This window comes from Streptomyces sp. NPDC104371 (assembly GCF_055583785.1).
In genome coordinates, this window is the sequence record NZ_JBVJNF010000015.1 from 53,467 (window position 1) to 77,609 (window position 24,143).

Consider the following 24,143-nt stretch of genomic DNA (forward strand, 5'->3'; position numbering starts at 1 on the left):
CGTTAAGGTCTACCGGGCCAGGATCCCCGGATCCACGATCATGGACGGCCCACGGCCGGGCTGACGAAGGGACATCGTGAAAGAGCTGCGCATCCGGACGCTGGCGGCGGTGTTCGTGGTGGCCGGAGTGCTGTCCTGGGCGGGCGCCCGGCTGTGGTCCGCGGTGGACACGCTGCCCAGCGTCCCCCTGGCCGCGCCCATCGTCCTCGCCCTGATCGCCGTGGTCCTGCTGGCCACCGCGCTCTCCCTCCGCGCCCGGCTCAAGGCCCAGCGGGAGCGCCGAGCCGACGCGAAGGGGGTCGACCCGCTGATGGCGGCCCGCGCCGTCGTCTTCGGCCAGGCCAGCGCCCTCGTCGCGGCCCTGGTCGCCGGCATGTACGGCGGCACGGGCGTCGTCCTCCTGGAGTCCCTGGACCAGCCCGCCCGCCGCGACCAGGCCATCTACGCCGGTCTGTCGCTCGTGGCCGGTATCGCCGTGATAGCGGCGGCCCTGTTCCTGGAACGGGTCTGCAAGCTCCCCGAGGACGACGACCACAACGGCGGTACGGCCCCGACGACCTGACGGGCGACCGCGGTCACGGCAGCCGCCCGTCAGCGCTTCCGGGTCAGCGCGCCAGTATCAGACTCATCGCCTCGGACCGGGTCGTGGCGTCCCGGAGCTGCCCGCGCACGGCCGACGTCGTCGTCTTGGCGCCCGGCTTGCGGATGCCCCGGACGGACATGCACATGTGCTCCGCCTCGACCACCACGATGGCGCCACGCGCTTCGAGGATGCGCATCAGCGAGTCGGCTATCTGCGTGGTGAGCCGTTCCTGCACCTGCGGACGGCGCGCGAAGACATCGACCAGCCGCGCCAGCTTCGACAGGCCGGTGATCTTCCCGCTCTCGGCCGGGATGTACCCGACATGGGCCACCCCGTGGAACGGCAGCAGATGGTGCTCGCACAGGCTGACGATCTCGATGTCCTTGACCAGCACCATCTCGTCGTGCCCGAGATCGAACGTCGTCGTCAGGACGTCCTCGGGCTCCTGCCGAAGCCCCGCCAGAAGCTCCCGATACGCGCGCGCCACCCTGCCGGGCGTATCGCGCAGCCCCTCGCGGTCCGGGTCCTCCCCGACCGCGATGAGCAGCTCCCGTACGGCGTTCTCCGCGCGCTTCTCGTCGAACTCGCCGATCGTGCCCTCGCCGTCCAGTGTCACCGGGTCGATCATCTGTTGCCTCGTTCCTGCGCCTTACGGATCACGCGTTCCTGTGCGGTCGTTCCTGCGCGGTCTTATGGAAATGCCGCGTCCCCCAGGCTAAGCCCAGGGGACGCGGCGGGAATTCCGGGCCTGGTGAGGCCCGTCGGGACGGCTGAGGTCAGCTCTCCCGGCGGTCCTCCACAGCCGACTCGGCGGTGGCATCCGTGGCCTTGGCGAGCGTGGCGCCGTTCGCGCCGTTCGTCAGTGCCAGCTCCTTCGGGGAGAGCACCGGCGGACGCGTGGACGGCGCGCGACGCGAGGAACCGGTCCACGCGGGCCGCGCCGGACGCTTGATGATGGGGGCGAAGATCTCGGCGATCTCCTCCTTGCCCAGCGTCTCCTTCTCCAGCAACTGGAGCACCAGGTTGTCGAGGACGTCGCGGTTCTCGACCAGGATCTCCCAGGCTTCGTTATGCGCGTTCTCGATCAGCTTCTTCACTTCTTCGTCGACGAGCGCGGCGACCTCTTCCGAGTAGTCGCGCTGGTGAGCCATCTCACGTCCGAGGAACGGCTCGGTGTTGTCGCCGCCGAACTTGATCGCGCCGAGACGCTCGGTCATGCCGTACTGCGTGACCATCGCGCGGGCCGTGGTCGTGGCCTTCTCGATGTCGTTCGCGGCACCCGTCGTCGGGTCGTGGAAGACCAGTTCCTCGGCCGCGCGACCGCCCAGCATGTAGGCGAGCTGGTCGAGCATCTCGTTGCGCGTGGTCGAGTACTTGTCCTCGTCCGGGAGCACCATCGTGTAGCCCAGCGCGCGACCGCGGGACAGGATCGTGATCTTGTGGACCGGGTCGGAGTTCGGCGAGGCCGCCGCGACCAGGGCGTGACCGCCCTCGTGGTACGCGGTGATCTTCTTCTCCTTGTCCGACATGATCCGGGTCCGCTTCTGCGGGCCTGCGACCACACGGTCGATCGCCTCGTCCAGCATCTTGTTGTCGATCAGCTTCTGGTCGCTGCGGGCCGTGAGAAGCGCGGCCTCGTTCAGGACGTTGGAGAGATCGGCACCGGTGAAGCCGGGGGTACGGCGGGCGACCGCCGACAGGTCGACGTCCGGGGCGACCGGCTTGCCCTTCTGGTGAACCTTGAGGATCTCCAGACGGCCCTGCATGTCCGGGCGGTCGACCGCGATCTGGCGGTCGAAGCGGCCGGGGCGCAGGAGGGCCGGGTCGAGGATGTCGGGACGGTTGGTGGCGGCGATGAGGATCACGCCGCCCTTGACATCGAAGCCGTCCATCTCGACGAGGAGCTGGTTCAGGGTCTGCTCGCGCTCGTCGTGACCGCCGCCGAGGCCGGCGCCGCGGTGACGGCCGACCGCGTCGATCTCGTCGACGAAGACGATGGCCGGGGCGTTCGCCTTGGCCTGCTCGAACAGGTCACGGACTCGGGAGGCACCGACACCGACGAACATCTCGACGAAGTCGGAACCCGAGATCGAGTAGAAGGGGACGCCCGCCTCGCCGGCGACCGCACGCGCGAGCAGCGTCTTGCCCGTACCGGGAGGCCCGTACAGGAGCACACCCTTGGGGATCTTGGCCCCGACGGCCTGGAACTTGGCCGGCTCCTGGAGGAACTCCTTGATCTCGTGGAGCTCCTCGACGGCCTCGTCCGAGCCCGCGACGTCCGAGAACGTGGTCTTCGGGGTGTCCTTGGTGATGAGCTTCGCCTTGGACTTGCCGAAGTTCATGACGCGGGAGCCGCCGCCCTGCATCTGGTTCATCAGGAACAGGAAGACGACCACGATGAGGACGAAGGGAAGCAGGGAGAGCAGGATCCCGACGAAGGGGTTCTGCTTGGACGGCGACACCGTGTAGCCGTCGGGGATCTGCTTGTGCTGGTACTTGTCCTGGAGGGTGTTGGCCAGGTTCACACCCTGGTCGCCGATGTAGCTCGCCTGGATCTTGGAGCTGCCCTGGATCTTTACGCCGTCCTTGAGCGAGGCCTTGATGACCTGCTCGTCGCCGGTGGTGAGCTTGGCCGACTTGACCTTGTTGGCGTTGATCGCCGCCACAACCTGGCCGGTGTCCACCGTCTTGTAGCCGCCGGAAGAACCGACGACCTGCATCAACACGACCACGGCGAGGACGGCCAGCACGATCCACATGACCGGCCCACGGAAGTATCGCTTCACGTCCATCCATACGGAGCGATGCCGCCCCGTCCCTCCTGCCATAGTGAGTTTGATAAAGACAAAGACAGTTCTTCTGACGGTACCCCAGGATCGCCACCCGTAGCCGCAGGGGACTCCTGGCAACACCGCCTACGCATCTCAACGGCACGAAACCCGTTGAGGTTCCCGACGTTCTCGCGAGAACCGGGGTTCGGCCACCGGGAGCGGCGGCCGAACCCTCGGAGAGTCAGCCGCCGTAGACGTGCGGCGCGAGCGTACCGACGAACGGGAGGTTGCGGTACTTCTCGGCGTAGTCGAGGCCGTAGCCCACGACGAACTCGTTCGGGATGTCGAAGCCGACCCACTCGACGTCGATGGCGACCTTCGCGGCCTCCGGCTTGCGCAGCAGCGTGCACACCTTGAGGGAGGCGGGCTCGCGCGAGCCGAGGTTGGACAGCAGCCAGGACAGGGTCAGACCGGAGTCGATGATGTCCTCGACGATGAGGACGTGCTTGCCCTTGATGTCGGTGTCGAGGTCCTTGAGGATCCGCACGACGCCGGAGGACTGGGTGCCCGCGCCGTAGGAGGACACCGCCATCCAGTCCATGGTGACGGGGGTGGACAGCACCCGCGCGAGGTCGGCCATGACCATCACCGCGCCCTTGAGCACACCGACGATCAGCAGGTCCTTGCCCGCGTACTCCGCGTCGATCTTCGCGGCCAGCTCCGCCAGCTTCGCGTCGATCTCTTCCTTGGTGATGAGTACCTTCTCGAGGTCGGCACCCATGTCTTTCGCGTCCACCCGCATCACTTTCGGTCGTCCCGCACTGATTGCCCGCTCGCCTCAGGGGTGCCGGTGCCGCTCTCCACGGTCGACCGCACCCGGAACGTCCGCGCGAGGCAGCCGTACGGCCACGTACCGCGCGCCCCGCGCGGTCGTCTCGTACGACGACAGCGCGGCCCTTCGGCTCGCCGGCCGGCTGACCGGCCCCTCCCGAGAGGAGAGCCGGACGCCTCCTCGCGGAGGCGCCGATGTCAGCCTTGCCGAATCACCAGTCTGCCACCCTGACGCTGAGCGACGACTTTGCCCGGGAGATTGATGGCCCCCTGGCCGCGCCAGCCGGTGATCAGACGGTCGACTTCCTCGATGTGCCGGGCGAAGAGGGAACCGGCGGGAGCACCTGCCTCGATGGCGGCGCGCCGCAGGATCCGGCGGCGCACGGCGGGCGGCAGCGCGAAGAGCTTGGCGCACTCCAGAAGACCGGCGGCGTCGCGGACGGAGGACTCGGCCTGTCCCGCCCAACTGTCGAGGGCGTCGGCATCGTCACGGGAGAGTTGCGCCGTACGGGCGAGGGCCTCGACCACGCCTCTGCCGAGCGCCTTCTCCAGGGCGGGCAGGCCCTCGTGGCGCAGCCGGGAGCGGGTGTAGGACGGGTCGGTGTTGTGGGGGTCGTCCCAGACGGGCAGGGACTGGACCAGGCAGGCCTTGCGGGCGGTCTGCCGGTCGAGGAGGAGGAAGGGGCGACGGTAACGGCCGCCGGCCCCCGAGACCGCGGCCATTCCGGACAGGGAGCGGATGCCGGAGCCGCGGGCGAGGCCGAGCAGGACCGTCTCGGCCTGGTCGTCACGGGTGTGCCCGAGGAGGACGGCGGCGGCGCCATGGCGCTCGGCGGCGGCGTCCAGTGCGGCGTAGCGCGCGTCACGGGCGGCGGCTTCCGGGCCTCCGGCGCGGCCGACGGTCACGGCGACGGACTCGACCGGGTCGAGGGCGAGGGAGCGGAGGCGCTGCACCACGTCGTCGGCGCGGAGGTCGGAGCCGGCTTGCAGGCCGTGGTCGACGGTGATGCCGCCGGCACGGATGCCGAGCTTGGGGGCTTCGAAGGCGAGGGCGGAGGCGAGCGCCATGGAGTCGGCGCCACCGGAGCACGCAACGAGCACGAGCGGCGCGCGGGGGCGCTCGCGGTTCGTGCGGTCGGATTGCTGCTCGACGCCGGTGTGCTGTGCGGTAACGGTGTGCTGCTCGGTATCGGTGTGCTGCTCGATGAGGATGTCGTGGAGGACGCGGCGGACCGCCAGGCGTATCGCCGCGACCGCAGGATGGGGACCCATGTCCGGTTCCCTTCATGAAGATTCGGGGGGTGAGCCCGGTACGGTCACTCAGAGTGTGTCGATGGTGACAGAAGCGGGCCGTTCCCCGAGCATCGCACGCCTATCCATGACACACGGTCCCTCGGACGAGTGATTGGCGGGGCGTTCTCCTGCCGCGGGCCGGACGCGGGGTGCACGGCGCTCGCGCGGGCTCATCACTCCGCCTTGCGGTGCACCCGCGCGACCCAGTCCGCCGGTTTGGCGATCTCCGCCTTGGTCGGGAGGGTGTTCGGCGAGGTCCAGACGTGGTTGAAGCCGTCCATGCCGACCTGCTCGACCACCGCGCGCACGAACCGCTCGCCGTCGCGGTACTGCCGGAGCTTGGCGTCCAGGCCCAGCAGCTTGCGCAGGGCGAGGTCGAGGCGGGAGGCGCCCTTGGCGCGACGCTGCTGGAACTTCTCGCGGATCTCGGCGACGGAGGGGACGACGTCCGGGCCGACGCCGTCCATCACGTAGTCGGCGTGTCCTTCCAGGAGGGACATCACCGCGGTCAGCCGGCCGAGGATCTCCCGCTGGTTGGGCGTCTGCACGAGTTCCACGAGGGAGTGGGCCTCGTCGCCCTCCTCGCCCTCGGGGCGGCCTCCGACGAGCGACTGGACGGCTTCCCTGATGCGCTCCAGGAGGGTCATGGGGTCGACGTCGGTCTCCGCGAGGAAGGCCTGGATCTCGCCCTCCAGATGGTCACGCAGCCAGGGCACCGCGGTGAACTGCGTGCGGTGGGTCTCCTCGTGCAGGCAGACCCAGAGGCGGAAGTCATGGGGCTGTACGTCGAGTTCGCGCTCCACGTGCACGATGTTCGGCGCCACCAGCAGCAGGCGTCCGCCGCCGTTCGCACCGGCCGGGAGGTCGCGGGTGGCCGGGGCGAAGGTCTCGTACTGGCCGAGCACCCGGGAGGACAGGAACGACAGGAGCATGCCCACTTCCACGCCGGTGACCTTGCCGCCGACGACGCCGACGACGGCGCTGCCCGGACCGGCCCCGCGGCGTTGCTGCATCTTGTCGAGGAGCGGCTTGAGGAGCTCCCGGAACCCGGCGACGTTCGCCTTCACCCAACCGGGTCGGTCCACGACGAGGACCGGGGTGTCGTGCGCGCCCTGTTCACCCAGCCGGGTAAAGGCGCGGACGTGCTCCTCCGAGGCCTTCGCGTGCCGGCGCAGCTCCGCGACGACGGCCCGTGCCTCGTCGCGGCTCACCTCGGGGCCCGGCCGCAGAAGCCGGGTCGCGGTCGCCACCGCGAGTTTCCAGTCGACCAACTCGGGACCACCGATGCGCGTCATGCGTCAACGGTACGTGCTCACGCGCGAGTGCGGTGAGGGGTGCGACACCGACACCGGGGCGCGTTCCGGGTACGGGCCCGTGGTGCCGGGGTCGGCGCTGTCACCGGCAGCCGCAGTGCGCCAGGGCCGCTGCCATGCGGTCCAGGGCCGCGCGGGCGGTCGTCTGGTCCATCGAGCCGTCCGTCAGGAAGGCGAAGGCCATCAGACGGCCTTCCGTGTCGACCACGGTGCCCGCGAGGGCGTTGACGCCCGTCAGGGAGCCTGTCTTGGCCCGTACGACGCCGATGCCGAAGCGCTGCGCGTCGTCCTCGTAGCGGTCGCTGAGGGTGCCCGTGAACCCGGCCACCGGCAGCCCGGTCAGGACCGTGCGCAGCTCGGGGTGCGCGGGGGAGCCCGCGGTGGCGAGCAGCGCCGTCAGCAGGCCGGCCGTGGTGCGGTCGTCCCGGTTCAGGCCGCTGCCGTCGCCGAAGTGCGCGCCCTTGAGCGGCAGTCCGAGCTTCTTCAACTGGGCGGCGATCGCGGCGCCGCCCCCGTCGAAGCTCGGCCGGCCGCCGGTGGCGAGCGCGGTCTGGCGGGCGAGGGCCTCGGCGATGTCGTTGTCGCTGGTGGTCAGCATCCGCTCGACCACGGCGGACAGGGGCGGCGACTGGACGAAGGCCACGGTCCGCGCGTGGGGCGTGGCCTTCGCCGCGTGGGGTGCCGACACCTTGATCCCGTGCCGTTCGAGCAGGTCGCCGAAGGTACGGGCGGCGTCCGCCGCCGGGTCCGGGACGCGGTCGGCCGGACCGCTCGTGGCGTCGTCCGCGCGGCCCTCGTCGGCCATCAGCGCGGTGACCTCGGCGAGGTTGGGGTTGACCCCGATGGGGTGCAGCGCCTTGCCCGCGAACAGCGAGGTGTCGTAGGAGAGCGCCACGGACGTCACGTGCCGCTGCTTCAGGGCCGTGGCGGTCTTCTCGGCGAGGGTGCGCAGGCTCGCCCCGTCGGCCTTCTCACGGGCGGTCAGGGTCGGATCGCCGCCGCCGACGAGCACCAGCTTGTCACCTGCCGGCTCCAGCATCGCGCGGGTGGCGAAGCGGTGGTCGGGTCCGGCCGCGGAGAGCACGGCGACGGCCGTGGCGATCTTCGTGGTCGAGGCGGGGATCAGCGCGTCGTCCGCGCCCTTGGCGTACAGGCGCCGGCCGGAGGCGACGTCGAGGACCACGGCGGAGCGCCGGGGGCCGAGCGAGGCGTCGCGCAGGAGCGGGTCGAGGACGTGGGTCAGCCCGGCCGGGGTCCTCGGGCCGGTGTCGCCCGTGGCGACGCTGAGGGCGGCCAGCACGGACGCGGCGCTCGGCGCGGGCGCGGGCGCGTCGCCCGTCGTACCGGAGTTGCCGCCGTGATCTGCGCCACCCTCGTGGTCCCACGCTGTGGCCCGGTCGCGCTCGGCCGTACGCTGGCCCGCGGAGTCCCAGGGACCGGCGGCGGTCACGAGCCCGGCCGCGAGTGCCAGGCCCAGGAGGGCGGCGACGCCCGTGAGCTGTGGGGTGGTGAACCTGCCGGAGCGCGGACGCACGGCGCGCGCGGCCCGCGCCAGACGCGGTACGACGGCCTGCTCGACGCGTGCGAGACGCGGCCTCGCGGCCCGCCAGACCCTCCGCTCCACCAAGACCACCAGCCCCTTTCGCAACCACACACCTGCGTGAGGGACACTTAATCACCAGAACTATGTGCTGATCATGGAGGAGCCACCGGTGGAATTCGACGTCACGATCGAGATCCCGAAGGGTTCGCGGAACAAGTACGAGGTGGACCACGAGACCGGTCGTATCCGCCTGGACCGTCGACTTTTCACCTCGACCAGCTACCCGGCCGACTACGGCTTCGTGGAGAACACCCTGGGTGAGGACGGCGACCCGCTGGACGCCCTCGTCATCCTGGAGGAGCCGACCTTCCCCGGTTGCCTCATCAAGTGCCGCGCGATCGGCATGTTCCGGATGACGGACGAGGCGGGCGGCGACGACAAGCTGCTGTGCGTGCCGGCGTCGGACCCGCGGGTGGAGCACCTGCGCGACATCCACCACGTGTCCGAGTTCGACCGCCTGGAGATCCAGCACTTCTTCGAGGTCTACAAGGACCTGGAGCCCGGCAAGTCCGTCGAGGGCGCCGACTGGGTGGGCCGCGCGGACGCGGAGGCCGAGATCGAGCGTTCGTACAAGCGCTTCGAGGAGCACGGCGGTCACTGACCCGCCCTGACCTGCACGGGCCGCGTCACTCCCACCGGGGTGACGCGGCCCGTTGTCGTACTGGTGCGCATACTGGGGCGTACGGGAGGTAGGTACCGGAGACCATGCGAGGGAGAAGCGAGGCGGACGTGGTGCCCGAGCCGGAGACGGAGGACCGCAAGCCGCGGTCGGACGAGGCGCGGAACGCGCCGCCCCAGGGCCGGGGCGAGAGCGAGTCCTCCACGACCTCCGAATTCGCCCTTCCCGCGGGGCTCGGCGTGGCGCCGCAGGCCGGTACGGAGTCCGAGACGACGTCGGAGTTCGCCGTCCCGGAGGGGCTGGAGGTGCCGCAGCCGACCGCCGCCGAGTCCGAGGGTTCGGCGTTCAGCGTGCCGAGGACCTACAGCGCGGGCAGCGCGCCGAGCGCCTTCACACCGCCGTCCGGGGTCCCCTCGGTCCAGCTCACCAAGGAGGCGCCCTGGCAGGACCGGATGCGCACGATGCTGCGGATGCCGGTGGCCGAGCGACCCGCCCTGGAGCCCACGCAGAAGCCCGACGAGACGGGTCCCGCCGTCCCGCGCGTGCTCGACCTGACCCTGCGTATCGGCGAACTGCTGCTGGCGGGCGGCGAGGGCGCCGAGGACGTGGAGGCCGCGATGTTCGCGGTCTGCCGCTCCTACGGCCTCGACCGGTGCGAGCCGACCGCGACCTTCACGCTGCTGTCGATCTCGTACCAGCCGTCCCTGGTCGACGACCCCGTGACGGCCTCGCGGACGGTGCGCCGCCGCGGCACGGACTACACGCGCCTGTCGGCCGTGTTCCAGCTCGTGGACGACCTGAGCGACCCGACGACCCATGTCTCCCTGGAGGAGGCCTACCGGCGGCTCGCGCTGATCCGCCGCAACCGCCACCCGTATCCCGGCTGGGTCCTGACCGCGGCGAGCGGACTGCTCGCCGGCGCGGCCTCCGTGCTCGTCGGCGGTGACGTCATCGTCTTCTTCGCCGCCGCGCTCGGCGCGATGCTCGGCGACCGGCTGGCGTGGCTGTGCGCCGGGCGCGGGCTGCCGGAGTTCTACCAGTTCCTGGTGGCCGCGATGCCCCCGGCCGCGATCGGCGTCGCGCTCACGGTCGCCCATGTGGACGTACGCGCGTCCGCGGTGATCACCGGTGGGCTCTTCGCGCTGCTGCCCGGACGGGCCCTGGTGGCGGGCGTGCAGGACGGCCTGACCGGCTTCTACATCACCGCGGCGGCGCGCCTGCTGGAGGTCATGTACTTCTTCGTCGGCATCGTCATCGGCGTCCTGGTGATCCTGTACTTCGGGGTGAAGCTCGGCGCCGAGCTGAACCCCGACACGGCGCTGAACCCGACCCAGCGGCCTCTCATCCAGATCGCCGCGTCGATGCTGCTGTCGCTGACCTTCGCGATCCTGCTCCAGCAGGAGCGGTCCACCGTGCTGTGGGTGACCCTCAACGGGGGCGTCGCCTGGAGCGTGTTCGGGGCCATGCACTACCCGGGCGGTATCTCGCCGGTCGCCTCCACGGCGGTCGCGGCGGGCCTGGTGGGCCTGTTCGGGCAGTTGCTGTCGCGCTACCGCTTCGCGTCCGCGCTGCCGTACACGACGGCCGCGATCGGGCCGCTGCTGCCCGGTTCGGCGACGTACTTCGGGCTGTTGTCGATCGCGCAGGACAACATCGACAAGGGCCTGGTGTCCCTGGCCAGGGCCGCCTCGCTGGCGATGGCCATCGCGATCGGGGTGAACCTCGGTTCGGAGATCTCGCGGCTGTTCCTGCGGGTGCCGGGCGGCCCCGCCGAGGGACGGCGGGCCGCCAAGCGCACCCGAGGGTTCTGAGCTTCTACGGGGCGCGGTAGCCCTGGGGGTCCTGGTCGTAGCCGGCCGGGTACTGCTGCTGGGGCCGGCCGTAGCCCTGCTGGCCCTGGTTCGAGCCGTACGGCTGCTGGGGCTGCTGCTGGTGGCCCTGGGGGTACTGCTGCGGGTAGCCGTAGGGCTGCTGGCTCTGACCGTACGGCTGCGGCTGGTCGTAGCCCTGCTGCTGGCCATAGGGCTGCTGCTGGCCGTACGGCTGCTGGCCCTGGGGGTACTGCTGGCCCTGGTCGCCGTACGCCTGCCCCTGGTCGCCGTAGGCCTGGTCCTGCTGCACCGGCCGGAGCTGCGTCGTCGCGTCGTCCATGACCTGCGGCTGCTGCCACGGGGACGGCTGCGGCCAGGCCTCGGGGGTCTGCGCGGCCTCCGGCTGCTCCGCGGCCGGAGCGGGGTTCTTCTTGGCCTTCGAGCGCGCCCGCAGGAGCTCGACGCCGATCGGGACCACCGAGATGAGGACGATCAGGATGAAGATCGCCTCGATGTTGGTCTTGACGAAGTCGATCTTGCCGAGCCAGGAGCCCAGCAGGGTCACGCCCGCGCCCCACAGGACGCCGCCGATGATGTTGAAGACCAGGAACGAGCGGTACCGCATGCCGCTGACGCCCGCGATGATCGGTGTGAACGTCCGCACGATGGGCACGAAGCGCGCCAGGATCAGGGACTTGGGACCGTACTTCTCGAAGAACTCGTGCGCCTTGGTGACGTTCTCCTGCTTGAACAGGCGGGAGTCCTGGCGGTTGAAGAGCGAGGGACCGACCTTCTTGCCGAACATGTAGCCGGCCTGGTCGCCGAGGATCGCGGCGAGGCTGACCAACGCGACGGCCGCCGCCAGCGGGAAGTCCATCTGGCCGGACGTGATCAGCAGGCCGCAGGTGAACAGCAGGGAGTCGCCCGGCAGGAAGAAGCCGATGAGCAGGCCGGACTCGGCGAAGACGATGAGGAGCAGGCCCCAGATGCCGTAGTTGTCGAGCAGATAGTTCGGATCCAGCCAGCTCGGGCCGAGGGCAAGCGTCGTCACGGTTCCGGGCTCCTGAGGGGTATGACGGACGGCGGCGGTTCGCCCTCCGTGGTGCTGCCGCACAAAGCTATCAACGGATGGTGTACACCCCTCGGTTCCGCGGACGCCGGGCAGGGCCTCCTGGCGGGACTGTGCCAGGCTGGGCGGCATGAGTATCGAGGAATTCGGTGGCGGGCAGGGTCCTCAGTCGGACGTGATGGTCGTGACGACGAACGACATACCGGGCTACCGCGTGGAACGGGTCATCGGCGAGGTCTTCGGCCTGACGGTGCGCTCGCGGCACCTGGGCAGCCAGATCGGCGCGGGGCTGAAGTCGATGATCGGCGGCGAGCTGAAGGGGCTCACCAAGACGCTGGTGCAGACCCGCAACCAGGCCATGGAGCGGCTGATCGAGCAGGCACGCGCGCGTGGCGCCAACGCGGTCCTGGCGTTCCGCTTCGACGTGACCGAGGCGGCCGACGTCGGCACGGAGGTGTGCGCGTACGGGACGGCCGTGGTCGTCGTCCAGGAGTAGGCCACAGCGACGAAGCAGGAGTAGGCCACAGCGCCGCGGAGCGGGCGCCGACCAGGATCGGCGCCCGCTCTTCGTCAGCCCTCGTGGCGCGCGGCGTTGGCGAGCATCGCGTCGTGCAGATGCTCGGCGAGTCCGGGGCGCATCGCGTCGTAGTACGCCTTGAAGCGCTCGTCCGAGACGTACATCTGCGCGAAGCACCGGTGCATCTCGTACGGGACCTCGAAGAACCAGCGGCTGACGTGCTGCCGGTGTTCCTCGGCCAGGTCCATCGCGGCCCGGCCGACCGCGGGCTCACCAGCGGCCACCAGGGCGGCGTAGCGCTCACTCCAGTCGTCCACCTCGGCCTGGATCCGCTTCCAGTCCTCCTTGGTGTACCGGGCGGCGCGGCGCCGCGACTCGGCGTAGGCCTCCGTGCCGCCCCAGCGCTGCTCCGTCTCCTCCGCGTACTGCTCGGGGTCCTTGTCCCCGAACACCTCGAACCTCTCCTCGGGCGTGAGGTTGATGCCCATCCTGCGTGCCTCCATGGCCTGCTCCACGGCCGCGGCCATCTTCCGCAGCTTCTCGATCCGGGCGGTCAGCAGTTCGTGCTGGCGGCGCAGGTGCGCGCGCGGGTCCGCGTCCGGGTCGTCGAGCAGCGCCGCGACCTCGTCGAGCGGGAAGCCGAGTTCTCGGTAGAACAGGATGCGCTGCAACCGGTCGAGGTCCTCGTCGCCGTAGCGCCGGTGACCCGCGTGGCTGCGCCCGCCCGGGACGAGCAGGCCGATGTCGTCGTAGTGGTGCAGGGTGCGCACCGTCACGCCCGCGACATCGGCGACCTGGCCGACCGAGTAGCTCACTTCCGCTCCCTTCTGGGTACGCGCCCCAGACTGGGACATCACGTCACGTGAGGTGCAAGCCGAGATGCCGGGAAACGCGGGGATGAACCGATGAACCGAAAGGGCCCGTCGATCCGATGAGACGGTAGCCGCACGCACCGCCGACGCGATGGGAGACGAGACACATGCCGCTCCACTCAGGCCCGAGGAAGCGCGACGCGCACTCCACGCCGCTCAACCCCTTCTTCGGGGAGGCGAACCCGGTCGTCGAGATGACCGAGGCCCCGCCGAAGAACCGGCTGCCCTCGGGGCCGATGCTGCCCTCGACCGCGTACCAACTGGTCCACGACGAACTGATGCTGGACGGCAACTCGCGGCTGAACCTCGCCACCTTCGTCACCACGTGGATGGAGGACCAGGCGACGGTGCTGATGAACGAGTGCCGCGACAAGAACATGATCGACAAGGACGAGTATCCGCGCACCGCCGAACTGGAGCGCCGCTGTGTGGCGATGCTCGCCAGCCTGTGGAACGCCCCGGACCCGGAGGCGGCCGTGGGCTGTTCGACGACCGGTTCGAGCGAGGCGTGCATGCTCGCCGGGATGGCGCTGAAGCGGCGCTGGGCCCGGCGCAACGCGGACCGCTACCCCTCGCGGGACGCCCGCCCGAACCTCGTCATGGGGGTGAACGTGCAGGTCTGCTGGGAGAAGTTCTGCGCGTTCTGGGAGGTGGAGGCGCGCCAAGTGCCCATGGAGGGTGACCGGTTCCATCTGGACCCGCAGGCCGCCGCCGAGCTGTGCGACGAGAACACCATCGGGGTCGTCGGCATCCTCGGCTCCACGTTCGACGGGTCCTACGAGCCGATCGCCGATCTGTGCGCGGCCCTGGACGCCCTTCAGGAGCGCACGGGCCTCGACATCCCCGTGCATGTGGACGGCGCGTCGGGGGCGATGATCGCGCCGTTCCTCGACGAGGACCTGGTGTGGGACTTCCGGCTGCCGCGGGTCGCGTCGATCAACACCTCCGGCCACAAGTACGGGCTGGTCTACCCCGGCGTGGGCTGGGTGCTGTGGCGCGACCAGGAGGCCCTGCCCGAGGAACTCGTCTTCCGGGTCAACTACCTGGGCGGTGACATGCCGACCTTCGCGCTGAACTTCTCCCGGCCCGGGGCCCAGGTCGTGGCGCAGTACTACACGTTTCTGCGGCTGGGCCACGACGGCTACCGGGCGGTCCAGCAGACGACCCGGGACGTCGCGCGGTCGCTCGCCGCGCGGGTGGAGGCGCTCGGCGACTTCCGCCTTCTCACCCGTGGCGACGAACTACCGGTCTTCGCCTTCACGACGGCACCGGAGGTGACGGCCTACGACGTCTTCGACGTCTCCCGGCGCCTGCGCGAGTGCGGCTGGCTCGTGCCCGCGTACACCTTCCCGGCCAACCGCCAGGATCTGTCCGTGCTGCGGGTCGTGTGCCGCAACGGCTTCTCGTCGGACCTCGCCGCGCTGCTCATCGAGGACCTGACCCGCCTGCTGCCCGACCTGCGCCAGCAGCCGTATCCGCTGACGCGGGACCGGGAGGCGGCCACGAGCTTCCATCACTGACGCCCGCGCGCCGCGCGGCCCCGGCGCGCGGCCTCAGAACGGGAAGCTGCTGCGCCCGTGCTGCACCGAGATCCACTTCTGGGTGGTGAAGGCCTCGATCGTCATCTCGCCGTTCAACCGGCCGATGCCCGAGTGCTTCTCACCACCGAAGGGGACCAGCGGCTCGTCATGGATCGTTCCGTCGTTCACATGGAACATGCCCGTGTCGATCTGCCGGGCGAAGGCCACGCCACGCTCGATGTCCCCGGTGTGCACGGCGCCGCTGAGGCCGTACGGGGTGTCGTTGGCGATCCGGACCGCGTCCTCCTCGCCGTCGAACGGGATGAGGAAGACGACCGGGCCGAAGACCTCCTGCCGGAGCAGCGCGGAGTCGGCGGGCACGTCCGTCAGGACGGACGGGGCGACCAGGTTGTCGGTGGTCGCGCCGTGCACCAGCGCCGTCGCACCCTCGGCGATCGCCTGGTCGACCGCCCCCGACACCGCCTTCGCCTGGGCGGAGTTGATCACGGGGCCGATGACCGTCTGCGGGTCGCGCGGGTCCCCGACCTTCAGCGACTTCACCTTGGCGACGAACTTCCCGGTGAACTCCTCGACGATCGAGCGGTCCACCAGGACCCGGTTCGCGGCCATGCAGACCTGACCCTGGTGCACGTACCGACTGAAGACGGCGGCGTCGACCGCGTAGTCGATGTCCGCGTCGTCCAGCACCACCAGCGCGCTGTTGCCGCCGAGTTCGAGAACCGAGCGCTTGAAGAGCGAGGCGCAGACGGTGGCGACATGGCGGCCGACCGCGTCGGAGCCGGTGAAGGAGATGACCTTCGGCACCGGGTGCTCCAGGAACGCGTCGCCGATCTCCGCTATGTCCGTGATCAGGACGTTCAGCAGACCGCCCGGCAGCCCCGCGTCCTCGAAGATCTTCGCGATCAGGGAGCCGCCGACGATCGGCGTGTTCTGGTGCGGCTTGAGGACCACCGCGTTGCCGAGCGCCAGCGCCGGGGCGACGGACTTGATCGACAGGAAGAGAGGGAAGTTGAACGGGCTGATCACACCGACGACGCCGACGGGCTCGCGGTAGAGCCGGTTCTCCTTGCCGTCGACCGGCGACGGGAGGATCTTGCCCTCGGGGCGCAGCGCCAACTGCATGCACTCGCGCAGGAGTTCCTTGGTCAGGTGCAGCTCGAAGGCGGCCTTCAGCCGGGTGCCGCCCAGCTCGGCGATGATCACCTCGGTGATCTCGGCCTCGCGGTCCTCGATGACGCGGACCGCCTTCTCGAACACGGTCCGACGGGCGTACGGGTTGGTGGCGGCCCACTTCTTCTGGGCGGCCTCGGCGGCCCGGTAGGCCTCGTCGACCTCGTCGACCGTGGCCGTCGTGATCGACGCCAGCTTCTCGCCGTCGTACGGGTTGAAGTCGATGATGTCCCAGGAGCCCCTGCCGGGGCGCCACTGGCCGCCGATGTACTGCTGAGCGAGATCGGTGAAGTAGGACGACATGTGACCCCTCAATCCCTTGCAGCCGAAGCAGACACCCGTGCCACCCGTGCACCCGCACGCGATCACACCATGAACTGATTGGACGTCATAGTACGTGTGTGCAAGGTGAGTTGGGCGTTCGCTCCGATACCGGCAGGGGACTTCAGGAGAGCTGGAGCAGGCCGCGCAGCAGATCGCGGCTCTCGGCCGGTCCCGGGCTGTCCTGCTGCAACTGCTTCATCGCCGTCTCGTACTGACCGACGTCCTCGCGCTTGTCCAGGTAGAGCGCGCTCGTGAGCTGCTCCATGTAGACCACGTCGGACAGGTCGGACTCGGTGAAGCTCAGGATGGTGAAGGAGCCGCTCTCGCCGGAGTGCCCGCCGAAGCTGAACGGCATGATCTGCAGCCGTACGTTCGGGCGCTCCGAGAGGTCGATCAGATGCTGGAGCTGGCCGCGCATCACCGCCCGGTCGCCGTAGGGGCGGCGCAGGGCGGCCTCGTCGAGGATCACCTGGAACTCCGGGGCGTTCTCCGCGACCAGGCACTTCTGCCGCTCCAGCCGCAGCGCCACCCGTCGCTCGATGTCAGCGGCAGCGGCGCCCTTCATGCCCCGGGACACGACCGCGTGCGCGTACGCCTCGGTCTGCAACAGGCCGTGCACGAACTGGACTTCGTACGACCGGATCAGATGCGCCGCGCCCTCCAGGCCGACGTACGTCGGGAACCAGTTCGGCAGCACGTCCGAGTAGCTGTGCCACCACCCGGCGACATTGGCCTCCTTGACCAAGGAGAGCAGTGAGGTGCGTTCGGCCTCGTCGGTGATTCCGTACAACGTCAGCAGGTCCTCGACATCGCGGGTCTTGAAGCTGACCCGTCCCAACTCCATGCGGCTGATCTTCGATTCCGAGGCCCGGATCGAGTAACCGGCCGCCTCTCTCGTGATGCCGCGCCCCTCCCGCAGGCGCCTGAGATGGGATCCCAGCAGAATGCGCCGCACCACCGAGCCGCTCGAGTCCCCAGCGCTCACTTCGGTCCGCCTCCCCAACGTCTTCGCCCGCGCAGTCTGCCACTAAAACACTTCAAGCAGTACTCGTGCGGTTACAGACAGGGAAAGCAGTCAAGTTGAGACGCGGAGGTGGATCAGAGACTGCGCGGAAGGGTGAAGAAAGTGACAGAAGAAACGAGTAGAAAGCAGACGGCGGGAGCCAATTCCGGCTCGTGCACGTGCATCTGCCCTTGCATCTGCTTGGCGCATCCGAAACCATGGTCCCGCGCCACCGCTGCATCGCCACGACCGCGAACACCCGGGAGTGCCTCGCATGGGGACGAATGGATCGACCATGCTCGAGCCCTTACGGCAGGGACTTCCGCCGCTTGATCCCGCCGCCGCGTCCAGCGCCGCCTCCTGCGCTCTGCCCGCCCGGCTCGAAGCGGTGCGCGAGGCACGGCACTTCACCCGCAACACGCTCGTGCAGTGGGATGTCGGCGACCGCTTCGACGATGTCTGCCTGGTGGTCTCCGAGCTGGTGACGAACGCGCTGCGGCACGCGCTGCCCGCGCCCGCCCTGCTCGCGGACGAACCGGAACCGCCGATCCGGCTGCATCTGATGCGCTGGACCGCGCGCCTGGTGTGCGCCGTGCGCGACCCCAGTCACCAGGGCCCGGTCGCGGGCGGCTCGGAGGACTTCTCGGCGGAGTCGGGACGCGGACTGTTCCTGGTGGACTCCTTCGCCGACAGTTGGGGCTGGCACCCGCTGGCGGGCACGCTGAGCGGCAAGGCGGTCTGGGCGCTGTTCCGGCTGCCCACGCCGCCGTCGTCGCCGTACACCGAGTGACAGCCCACGGCTCTCTTTGAGGCCGCGGTTCTACGCGTGTCACCGGCGCAGGCTCAACGGCCGCTCGACCGCGGCCTGTTCGCGTGCCGCGTGCTCACACGATCAGGTGGTCGAACTCGCCGTCCTTGACGCCGAGCAGCATCGCCTCGATCTCCGCGCGGGTGTAGACCAGCGCGGGACCGTCGGGGAAGCGGGAGTTGCGTACCGCCACCTCTCCCCCGGGCAGCCGGGCGAACTCCACGCAGGATCCCTGCGAATTGCTGTGCCGGCTCTTCTGCCAGGCCACTCCGTGCAGTTCGGTCGCAGCCATGCCGTTGTACACGTCGTCCACGTCGTACACGTCGTGGTCCACAGGTCGCTCCCCGGATGGTGCAGTGGCTGGTGTGGCCATTGATGCAACGGTCAACTGACCCGGATCATAACGTCGTTCACGTGCATATGCGCGAGCAGATGCACGTGCACGAGGGGTGTTCCCGCGGTTACAGCTTTTGCGGTCCCTTGACGGAGACGCACGCGGCGCCCTTCGTGTTCCACCCGCCGCCCGGCTCGGTGTTCGCGACCGCGTTCATGACGGCCCGGCTCCGGCGGTCAGGACGCCGGACACCGCCCGGCGGCGCGTGTCCGCCTGGTAGCTTGCTGCGATCGTCCTGACGGCGTCATCGGCACCCTGGGGAGACTTCAGTGACTTCGGCGAACCATGTCACGTACCGGCAGGCGCGCAGCGTGCTCGCGGCCGCGGGTCTGTCGGCCGCGCTCCTGCTGACCGGCTGCAGCAGCGACTCCGGGGACGACGCGGCCGCGAAGCCGAGCGCTCGCGCGACCACGGCGGACACCGACGGCGGCTCCGCCACCCCGGACGCCAAGTCCCCGGACGCCAAGGCCGGGAAGCTGGAGGGCAGTTGGCTGGCCACGACCGACGGCAAGGCCGTGGCACTGGTGATCACCGGCACCAAGGCCGCGCTCTTCGCGACGGGCGGCGACGTGTGCAGCGGGACCGCCGGTGAGGAGACGGGCATGCAGATGATCCATCTCACGTGCACGTCCGGTGGCAAGGAGCGCGGCACCGGCATGGTCGACTCCGTGGACGCCACCAGCATGAAGGTGACGTGGGAGGGCGGCCTCGGCGCGGAGACGTACACGAAGTCCGAGGGCGGGCAACTGCCCAGCGGGCTGCCGAGCATCGGGTCCTGACCCCACCCGCCCCGCTCAACGGGCCGTGGCGTCCCCGGAGTTGCGCGACCCGTCGGGTCCGAGAGCCTCGCCGAGATCCTCCAGGGCGGCGAGGACCAGCCCCGCGCCCTGATGAGCGAGCGCGCCGCAGGTGTCGTCGCCCTCCGCCCGCTCCGCGTCCCACACCTGGAGCACCTCCCGCAGGGCGTCCCACGACGGGCGGCGGCGTTCCCGTACGGCCTTGGCGCCCTGTTCCGTCGCGGAGCGCAGGGCGTCCGCGAAGCGGGCGGCGGCCGGGACGGGGGGCGCGCCGCGCTCCGGGAGGTGGGCCTCCAGCAGCATGGCGACGCGGCCTGTCTCGGCGAGCGCCTCCTCGGCCCCGTCGGCGGCGGCCCGCGACAGCCCCCGGTGGCGCACCGGCTCGCTGCGGGCCCGGTCCACGGCCGTGTGCCAGGCGGCTCGGGCGGTACGCGCCCGCAGGATGGCCTCCCGCACATCGGGGGCGTTCTTGCCGACGGGTTCGGCGTAGTGGCCGATGACGGCGGCGGCGTACCGGCCCTGCGCGGTCAGCCAGTCGGCCAGGCGGCCCCGGAGCCGCGGGGTCTCCCAGGCCGGATAGACCGCGTAGGCGAGCATGGCGAGCACACCGCCGAGCAGGGTGAGCAGGACACGTTCGGGCACGGTCTGGGTCCACTGCTCCCCGGCCATGCCGAGCAGGAAGACGACGTACGCGGCGATACAGGCCTGGGCCGCGATCTGCCCGGTGCGCCGGACCGTGTACATCAGGGCGGCGGCGAGCACGGCGAGGGCACCGGACTGGACCGGGTCCGCGGGTCCGAGCCGTACGACGCCGGTGGCGAGGGCGACGCCGACGAGCGTGCCGCAGAACCGGCCGACGGCGCGGCTGTAGGTCTGGGAGAAGTCGGGACGCATGATCATGACGGCGGCCAGCGGGGCCCAGTAGCCATGGCCGAAGGGCAGGACGTCACCGAGGAGGTACCCGACGGCGGCGACCACCGCGACGCGGGCCGCGTGGCGGGCGACCGGGGAGCCGGGGCGCAGTTCCGCGCGCAGGGTGCGCAGGACGGCGGGGATCATGCGGAGGAGGTTGGGGCGCTCGCGGTACCGGGGCGGGGAGCCCCCGGCGACGGCCGTCTCCTCCTGCCGGGTGGCACCGGCCGTCTCCAGGACGTCCTGGAGCAGGGTCCGCAGCCGTTCCGACGTCCGGTACACCGGGCCGGTGAGGATCGCCTCCGTGTCCGGGGTCCTGAGGGCGGCCACCGCGTGCGCCGGCAGGTCGAGCGGGGTGCCGTGGCGGATAGCGCCCGCCGCGGCCTCGAGGATGTCGGCGGCGGCGCCGAGCAGTTCGCGTACGCGCTCGCGCGCGCGGCCCTCGCGCGGGACGCCGACGGCGGGGTCGGCCAGCGAGGCGAGCACCGGCCGGAGGCGTTCGGCGAGACCGCGGGTGCCGTGGAGCTGCGCGGGGCGGCGGCGGGCCTGGCGCGGGGTGAGAGCGGCGGCGTCGCGGGCCTCCATCAGCGGCAGCGGGTCGAAGGGCGCGACCGGGTCGTCGCGCAGTCGTCGCGCGTAGTCGGCCTCGGCGGCCAGCGCGTCGGCGAGCGCGTCGCGATGCGCGCCCCAGGGACGTACCGGGAACAGCATGACCAGGGCCGCCTGCACCAGACCGCCGACGATCATCATCGCGGCGTGCTCGGCGGCCTGCGCCACGGACGCCGGCAGGGTGACCGTCACCAGCATGATCGCGACGTTCGAGGAGGCGATCAGACCGGCCGTCGGGCCCGCGGCCCAGAACAACCCGGCCAGGAAGGTCCAGACGGCGAGCAGGACCAGGAACAACGGCAGCCGGGAGACGGTGAGATAGCCGACGAAGGTGGAGACGGCGAGGCTCGTGCCGGACACGAGGGCGAGTTCGGGGCGCGGGCGCCAACTGCGCTGGAAGGTCGCGATCGCCGCCTGGAACGCGCCGAACGCCGAACTGGCCGCCACCACGGGCCCGAACAGCCACAGACTGGCCGCGATCACCAGCGCGAGTCCTGTCGCACCGCGCACCGCGAGCAGCGGGTCGAGTCGCTTGCGCTCGATCCTCAGCCCCGAGCGCGCGGCCTCCTTCAGCGCCCGCACCCAGCTCATTCCGTCAGCGTAAGGGAGACATACGGGATCATCCCGATATTCGCGGCGGACGGCGCAGAGGAGCGTTCCGGGGGCGCGGCCGGGGCGTTCCTGGGGGGCGCGGCCCGCACGGCCGCCCGCCTGCGTGATGATCCAGGAAGACCGTCACGACTCCAGAGGACCCACATGCGTACGCTCCGCGTCCCCCTTGCCGTCACCGCCCTCGCCGCGGCCCTGACCCTGACCGCCTGCGGAGGCGGGGGCGACGACACCGCCGCGAAGGACTCCGCGTGCTCCACCGCCGTCGAGGTGGGCCCCGGCAACGCGGCCACCACCGCGGGCGACACGGGCAATGTCCCGGTCACCCTCACCAACAACGGCACCGGGACGTGCGTCTTCGAGGGCTTCCCCGGCGTCGAGCTGACGGACGGCACCACGTCGTGGCGCGTCGCGGAGGAGAAGGGGACGAAGCCGGAGAAGGTGACGCTGCGCAAGGACGAGACGGCGACCTTCACCCTCACCTACGTCCGGGGGAAGGCGGGCGGCTCGCTCAGCGCCGCGGCGAAGACCCTGAAGATCACCCTCCCGGGTGCCGACGACGCGCAGAGCCACCGCTGGACGTTCGGGGAGGTGGCGCTCAAGGACGCGCACACTCCGGACGCGTCGGTGAGCCCGGTGCAGGTCGCGGGCGACTGAGGCGGGGAGTGACCGCCGCGCGAGGCCGCGGTCAGGGAAGCCGTCGCCGCCCCGCGACCTGGGCGCGATCGGCGGCGGCGGCCCCCTGCTCCCAGCCCGCCGCGTCGCTGACGCCGCGCAGCCGGGTGGTGACCGTGTCCGGGAACAGCAGCTCGGTGTGGTGCACGACGGCCACGTCCCGGGCCGCGAGCACCGGCAGCAACTCCCCTTCGTGCCCGGCCGTCTGCCCCTCGGCGGCGGCCTGGAGCCGGTCGCCGATGCGGTGCGCGTACGCGGCCAGGAACGACTGCCGGAACGTCTTCGTACGCTTCCGGCCGCCCTTTCGCTGCGCCGCCTCCGCGGTCGTCATCGCGGTGGTGGCCTGCACGAGCAGCGAGGTGTAAAGGAGTTCGACGGCCTCCAGATCGGCTTCGAAGCCGACGACCGTGGAGAACCCGAGCGCCTCGTGCCACACGGCCCGGCAGCGGTTGGCGGTCGCGACCGCGTCCAGGAGCACGGCCTTGGCGCTCTCGTAGGGCGCGTCGACGCCCACGCGACAGGCGCCGGGCGCGTCCTTGGCGTGCGTACGGGCGCCGAGCAGCGCCTCGTCGATGCTGTGCCGGGCCATCAGCTCCTGCGCCTTGGCGCTGAGCGCCTCGGCCTCCTCCGGGTATCCGGTCGCCTCCGCCTTGGCGAGCAGGGCGCGGATGCGCGTGAGCATGCGGGACTCCGGCTGCCGCGGGGCGGCGGACCGGGGCGCGTCGAGGGGTTCGAGGGCGGGCAGGCGCAGCAGCAGCCGGTACAGCTCCAGGGCGGCGGTGGCGTACGAGAAGCGGTCGGGGACGCGCAGGGGCTCCGCGTCGAGGTCCTCGAGCTGGGCGGCCCAGCGCGGGCCGGGGGACGGCCGCTGCCCGGCCTCCGCGCGGATCAGCGTCGAGACGAGGCGTACGTGGCTGTCGTCCAGCTCGCGGCGCACCAGCCGTACGACGTCGGCGGGCTGCCAGCCGCGTCGCCAGGCGGCGGCCACGAACTGCTCGCCGTGCCGGGCGAGTTCGTCGTCGGCCGAGGGGTCGGCGGCGAGCAGGGAGGCACCGGTGTCGAGGGCCGTGTCCGTGTCGTCGTAGAGGGCGGCCCGGAAGGCGCGGTCCACGGTGGTCGTCGTACTCACGCGTTCGATCGTGACATGGGCGGGAGCGAACACCGCGCTCCACATGTCAACCATCGGTTGACAGCACTGGGGTGGCAACCTACGGTTGACACATGACGGAGAACGCGCACAACCCGACGAATCTGCGCCTCGACGACCTCATCGACGCCATCAAGAAGGTGCACCCCGACGCGCTCGACCAGCTCCAGGACGCGGTGCTGGCCGCGGAGCACCTCGGCGACGTGGCCGACCATCTGATCGGCCACTTCGTGGACCAGGCACGGCGCTCGGGCGCCTCGTGGACCGACATCGGCAAGAGCATGGGCGTGACCCGGCAGGCGGCCCAGAAGCGCTTCGTGCCCAAGGAGTCCGCGGATCTCGACCCCAGCCACGGGTTCAGCCGCTACACGCTCCGCGCGCGCAACGTGGTCATGGCCGCGCACGACGGCGCGAGGGCCGCGGGCAACGCCGAGACCCACCCCGCGCACCTCGTCCTCGGGCTGCTCGCCGAGCCGGAGGCCTTCGCGGCCAAGGCGATCACCGCACAGGGTGTCTCGCCGGAAGCGGTGGTCGAGGCGGCGACCGCGGCTCTGCCGCCCCGCGTCGAGGAGGTCCCGCAGCTCGTCCCGTACGCCCCCGCGGCGAAGAAGGCCCTCGAACTCACCTTCCGCGAGGCCCTGCGCCTCGGCCACAACTACATCGGCACGGAGCACATCCTGCTCGCGCTCCTGGAGCTGGAGAACGGCGAGGGCGTGCTGAGCGGCCTCGGCATCACCAAGGCGGCGACCGAGGAGTACGTCACGAAGATGCTCGCCCAGTTCCTCGAGGCCCGCGAACAGGAGGCCCGCGAACAGAAGGGCTGAGCGCGGGGGTTCGGGCGGCACGTCCCGGGCCGTTGTCAGACCCCTCTG

22 protein-coding genes are annotated in these 24,143 nt (G+C 70.8%); 9 read left to right on the plus strand and 13 right to left on the minus strand.

Annotation, left to right across the window (positions count from 1 at the left end; translation table 11 throughout):
* Positions 1-76 precede the first annotated feature (76 nt).
* Positions 77-562 (plus strand): DUF3180 domain-containing protein, encoded by a 486-nt coding sequence (locus ACZ60T_RS31980; RefSeq protein WP_365631620.1) that lies wholly within the window; start codon positions 77-79, stop codon positions 560-562.
* A gap of 43 nt (positions 563-605) precedes the next feature.
* On the opposite strand, the gene folE is transcribed toward ACZ60T_RS31980, so the two are convergent.
* The 6 genes from folE to dacB form a co-directional block, all read right to left on the minus strand.
* Positions 606-1,211, minus strand: a complete 606-nt coding sequence (gene folE, locus ACZ60T_RS31985) for a GTP cyclohydrolase I FolE (RefSeq protein ID WP_252425043.1) — start codon at positions 1,209-1,211, stop codon at positions 606-608.
* A 148-nt stretch (positions 1,212-1,359) separates the two neighbouring features.
* Entirely contained in the window at positions 1,360-3,375 is a 2,016-nt protein-coding gene (ftsH, locus tag ACZ60T_RS31990) for an ATP-dependent zinc metalloprotease FtsH (protein ID WP_365631617.1), read from the minus strand.
* A 220-nt stretch (positions 3,376-3,595) separates the two neighbouring features.
* Positions 3,596-4,156 carry a hypoxanthine phosphoribosyltransferase gene (gene hpt, locus ACZ60T_RS31995; RefSeq protein WP_365631615.1) on the minus strand — a complete coding sequence of 187 codons (561 nt, stop codon included), beginning with the start codon at positions 4,154-4,156 and terminating at the stop codon, positions 3,596-3,598.
* A 227-nt stretch (positions 4,157-4,383) separates the two neighbouring features.
* Positions 4,384-5,457: a tRNA lysidine(34) synthetase TilS gene (gene tilS / locus ACZ60T_RS32000; protein ID WP_365631613.1), complete on the minus strand. Its 1,074-nt coding sequence runs from the start codon at positions 5,455-5,457 to the stop codon at positions 4,384-4,386.
* A 194-nt stretch (positions 5,458-5,651) separates the two neighbouring features.
* A complete protein-coding gene (locus ACZ60T_RS32005) occupies positions 5,652-6,773 on the minus strand; it encodes a zinc-dependent metalloprotease (protein WP_365631611.1) in 1,122 nt (373 codons plus the stop codon).
* A 100-nt stretch (positions 6,774-6,873) separates the two neighbouring features.
* Positions 6,874-8,424 carry a D-alanyl-D-alanine carboxypeptidase/D-alanyl-D-alanine endopeptidase gene (dacB, locus tag ACZ60T_RS32010; protein ID WP_469669164.1) on the minus strand — a complete coding sequence of 517 codons (1,551 nt, stop codon included), beginning with the start codon at positions 8,422-8,424 and terminating at the stop codon, positions 6,874-6,876.
* Between the two features lie 79 nt (positions 8,425-8,503).
* Here dacB and ACZ60T_RS32015 point away from each other — a divergent pair, with 79 nt between their 5' ends.
* Both ACZ60T_RS32015 and ACZ60T_RS32020 read left to right on the plus strand, forming a co-directional pair.
* A complete protein-coding gene (locus tag ACZ60T_RS32015) occupies positions 8,504-8,995 on the plus strand; it encodes an inorganic diphosphatase (RefSeq protein WP_252425049.1) in 492 nt (163 codons plus the stop codon).
* A 104-nt stretch (positions 8,996-9,099) separates the two neighbouring features.
* A complete protein-coding gene (locus tag ACZ60T_RS32020; RefSeq protein WP_365631609.1) occupies positions 9,100-10,824 on the plus strand; it encodes a threonine/serine exporter family protein in 1,725 nt (574 codons plus the stop codon).
* 4 nt (positions 10,825-10,828) lie between these two features.
* On the opposite strand, the gene ACZ60T_RS32025 is transcribed toward ACZ60T_RS32020, so the two are convergent.
* Positions 10,829-11,875, minus strand: a complete 1,047-nt coding sequence (locus ACZ60T_RS32025; RefSeq protein ID WP_469669142.1) for a DedA family protein — start codon at positions 11,873-11,875, stop codon at positions 10,829-10,831.
* 148 nt (positions 11,876-12,023) lie between these two features.
* Here ACZ60T_RS32025 and ACZ60T_RS32030 point away from each other — a divergent pair, with 148 nt between their 5' ends.
* Complete coding sequence (locus tag ACZ60T_RS32030) at positions 12,024-12,389, plus strand: YbjQ family protein (protein ID WP_365631605.1); 366 nt, start codon at positions 12,024-12,026, stop codon at positions 12,387-12,389.
* 74 nt (positions 12,390-12,463) lie between these two features.
* Here ACZ60T_RS32030 and ACZ60T_RS32035 read toward each other — a convergent pair whose 3' ends face one another.
* Positions 12,464-13,225 carry a MerR family transcriptional regulator gene (locus ACZ60T_RS32035; RefSeq protein ID WP_469669144.1) on the minus strand — a complete coding sequence of 254 codons (762 nt, stop codon included), beginning with the start codon at positions 13,223-13,225 and terminating at the stop codon, positions 12,464-12,466.
* Between the two features lie 164 nt (positions 13,226-13,389).
* On the opposite strand from ACZ60T_RS32035, the gene ACZ60T_RS32040 reads away from it, so the two are divergent.
* Entirely contained in the window at positions 13,390-14,802 is a 1,413-nt protein-coding gene (locus ACZ60T_RS32040; RefSeq protein ID WP_469669146.1) for a glutamate decarboxylase, read from the plus strand.
* Between the two features lie 33 nt (positions 14,803-14,835).
* On the opposite strand, the gene ACZ60T_RS32045 is transcribed toward ACZ60T_RS32040, so the two are convergent.
* Together ACZ60T_RS32045 and ACZ60T_RS32050 are read right to left on the minus strand one after the other, a co-directional pair.
* A complete protein-coding gene (locus tag ACZ60T_RS32045; protein ID WP_365631599.1) occupies positions 14,836-16,296 on the minus strand; it encodes an aldehyde dehydrogenase family protein in 1,461 nt (486 codons plus the stop codon).
* Positions 16,297-16,438: 142 nt separating this feature from the next.
* Positions 16,439-17,275 carry a helix-turn-helix domain-containing protein gene (locus tag ACZ60T_RS32050; RefSeq protein WP_252425171.1) on the minus strand — a complete coding sequence of 279 codons (837 nt, stop codon included), beginning with the start codon at positions 17,273-17,275 and terminating at the stop codon, positions 16,439-16,441.
* 340 nt (positions 17,276-17,615) lie between these two features.
* Here ACZ60T_RS32050 and ACZ60T_RS32055 point away from each other — a divergent pair, with 340 nt between their 5' ends.
* On the plus strand, positions 17,616-18,110 hold the full coding sequence (locus ACZ60T_RS32055; protein ID WP_365631597.1) for an ATP-binding protein: 495 nt from the start codon (positions 17,616-17,618) through the stop codon (positions 18,108-18,110).
* Positions 18,111-18,204: 94 nt separating this feature from the next.
* Here the strand turns inward: ACZ60T_RS32055 and ACZ60T_RS32060 are convergent, their stop codons facing one another.
* A complete protein-coding gene (locus ACZ60T_RS32060; RefSeq protein WP_365631595.1) occupies positions 18,205-18,462 on the minus strand; it encodes a DUF397 domain-containing protein in 258 nt (85 codons plus the stop codon).
* Between the two features lie 329 nt (positions 18,463-18,791).
* Here ACZ60T_RS32060 and ACZ60T_RS32065 point away from each other — a divergent pair, with 329 nt between their 5' ends.
* Complete coding sequence (locus ACZ60T_RS32065; protein WP_469669147.1) at positions 18,792-19,301, plus strand: hypothetical protein; 510 nt, start codon at positions 18,792-18,794, stop codon at positions 19,299-19,301.
* A gap of 15 nt (positions 19,302-19,316) precedes the next feature.
* Here the strand turns inward: ACZ60T_RS32065 and ACZ60T_RS32070 are convergent, their stop codons facing one another.
* The gene (locus tag ACZ60T_RS32070) at positions 19,317-21,431 is read right to left on the minus strand and encodes an FUSC family protein (RefSeq protein ID WP_469669149.1); all 2,115 of its coding nucleotides are present in this window, start codon (positions 21,429-21,431) and stop codon (positions 19,317-19,319) included.
* A gap of 165 nt (positions 21,432-21,596) precedes the next feature.
* On the opposite strand from ACZ60T_RS32070, the gene ACZ60T_RS32075 reads away from it, so the two are divergent.
* Positions 21,597-22,106 (plus strand): DUF4232 domain-containing protein, encoded by a 510-nt coding sequence (locus ACZ60T_RS32075; RefSeq protein WP_365631589.1) that lies wholly within the window; start codon positions 21,597-21,599, stop codon positions 22,104-22,106.
* Between the two features lie 31 nt (positions 22,107-22,137).
* Here ACZ60T_RS32075 and ACZ60T_RS32080 read toward each other — a convergent pair whose 3' ends face one another.
* Positions 22,138-23,253 carry a DUF2786 domain-containing protein gene (locus ACZ60T_RS32080; RefSeq protein WP_469669151.1) on the minus strand — a complete coding sequence of 372 codons (1,116 nt, stop codon included), beginning with the start codon at positions 23,251-23,253 and terminating at the stop codon, positions 22,138-22,140.
* Between the two features lie 92 nt (positions 23,254-23,345).
* On the opposite strand from ACZ60T_RS32080, the gene ACZ60T_RS32085 reads away from it, so the two are divergent.
* On the plus strand, positions 23,346-24,095 hold the full coding sequence (locus tag ACZ60T_RS32085) for a Clp protease N-terminal domain-containing protein (RefSeq protein WP_469669152.1): 750 nt from the start codon (positions 23,346-23,348) through the stop codon (positions 24,093-24,095).
* The last annotated feature ends 48 nt before the right edge of the window (positions 24,096-24,143 follow it).

Excerpts from the sequence above, each read along its gene's own strand:
- folE (WP_252425043.1), bottom strand. The coding sequence starts at position 1,211 with ATGATCGACCCGGTGACACTGGACGGCGAGGGCACGATCGGCGAGTTC.
- ftsH (WP_365631617.1), bottom strand. The coding sequence starts at position 3,375 with ATGGACGTGAAGCGATACTTCCGTGGGCCGGTCATGTGGATCGTGCTG.
- hpt (WP_365631615.1), bottom strand. The coding sequence starts at position 4,156 with ATGCGGGTGGACGCGAAAGACATGGGTGCCGACCTCGAGAAGGTACTC.
- tilS (WP_365631613.1), bottom strand. The coding sequence starts at position 5,457 with ATGGGTCCCCATCCTGCGGTCGCGGCGATACGCCTGGCGGTCCGCCGC.
- ACZ60T_RS32005 (WP_365631611.1), bottom strand. The coding sequence starts at position 6,773 with ATGACGCGCATCGGTGGTCCCGAGTTGGTCGACTGGAAACTCGCGGTG.
- ACZ60T_RS32020 (WP_365631609.1), top strand. The coding sequence starts at position 9,100 with ATGCGAGGGAGAAGCGAGGCGGACGTGGTGCCCGAGCCGGAGACGGAG.
- ACZ60T_RS32030 (WP_365631605.1), top strand. The coding sequence starts at position 12,024 with ATGAGTATCGAGGAATTCGGTGGCGGGCAGGGTCCTCAGTCGGACGTG.
- ACZ60T_RS32040 (WP_469669146.1), top strand. The coding sequence starts at position 13,390 with ATGCCGCTCCACTCAGGCCCGAGGAAGCGCGACGCGCACTCCACGCCG.
- ACZ60T_RS32045 (WP_365631599.1), bottom strand. The coding sequence starts at position 16,296 with ATGTCGTCCTACTTCACCGATCTCGCTCAGCAGTACATCGGCGGCCAG.
- ACZ60T_RS32055 (WP_365631597.1), top strand. The coding sequence starts at position 17,616 with ATGCTCGAGCCCTTACGGCAGGGACTTCCGCCGCTTGATCCCGCCGCC.
- ACZ60T_RS32070 (WP_469669149.1), bottom strand. The coding sequence starts at position 21,431 with ATGAGCTGGGTGCGGGCGCTGAAGGAGGCCGCGCGCTCGGGGCTGAGG.
- ACZ60T_RS32075 (WP_365631589.1), top strand. The coding sequence starts at position 21,597 with ATGCGTACGCTCCGCGTCCCCCTTGCCGTCACCGCCCTCGCCGCGGCC.
- ACZ60T_RS32085 (WP_469669152.1), top strand. The coding sequence starts at position 23,346 with ATGACGGAGAACGCGCACAACCCGACGAATCTGCGCCTCGACGACCTC.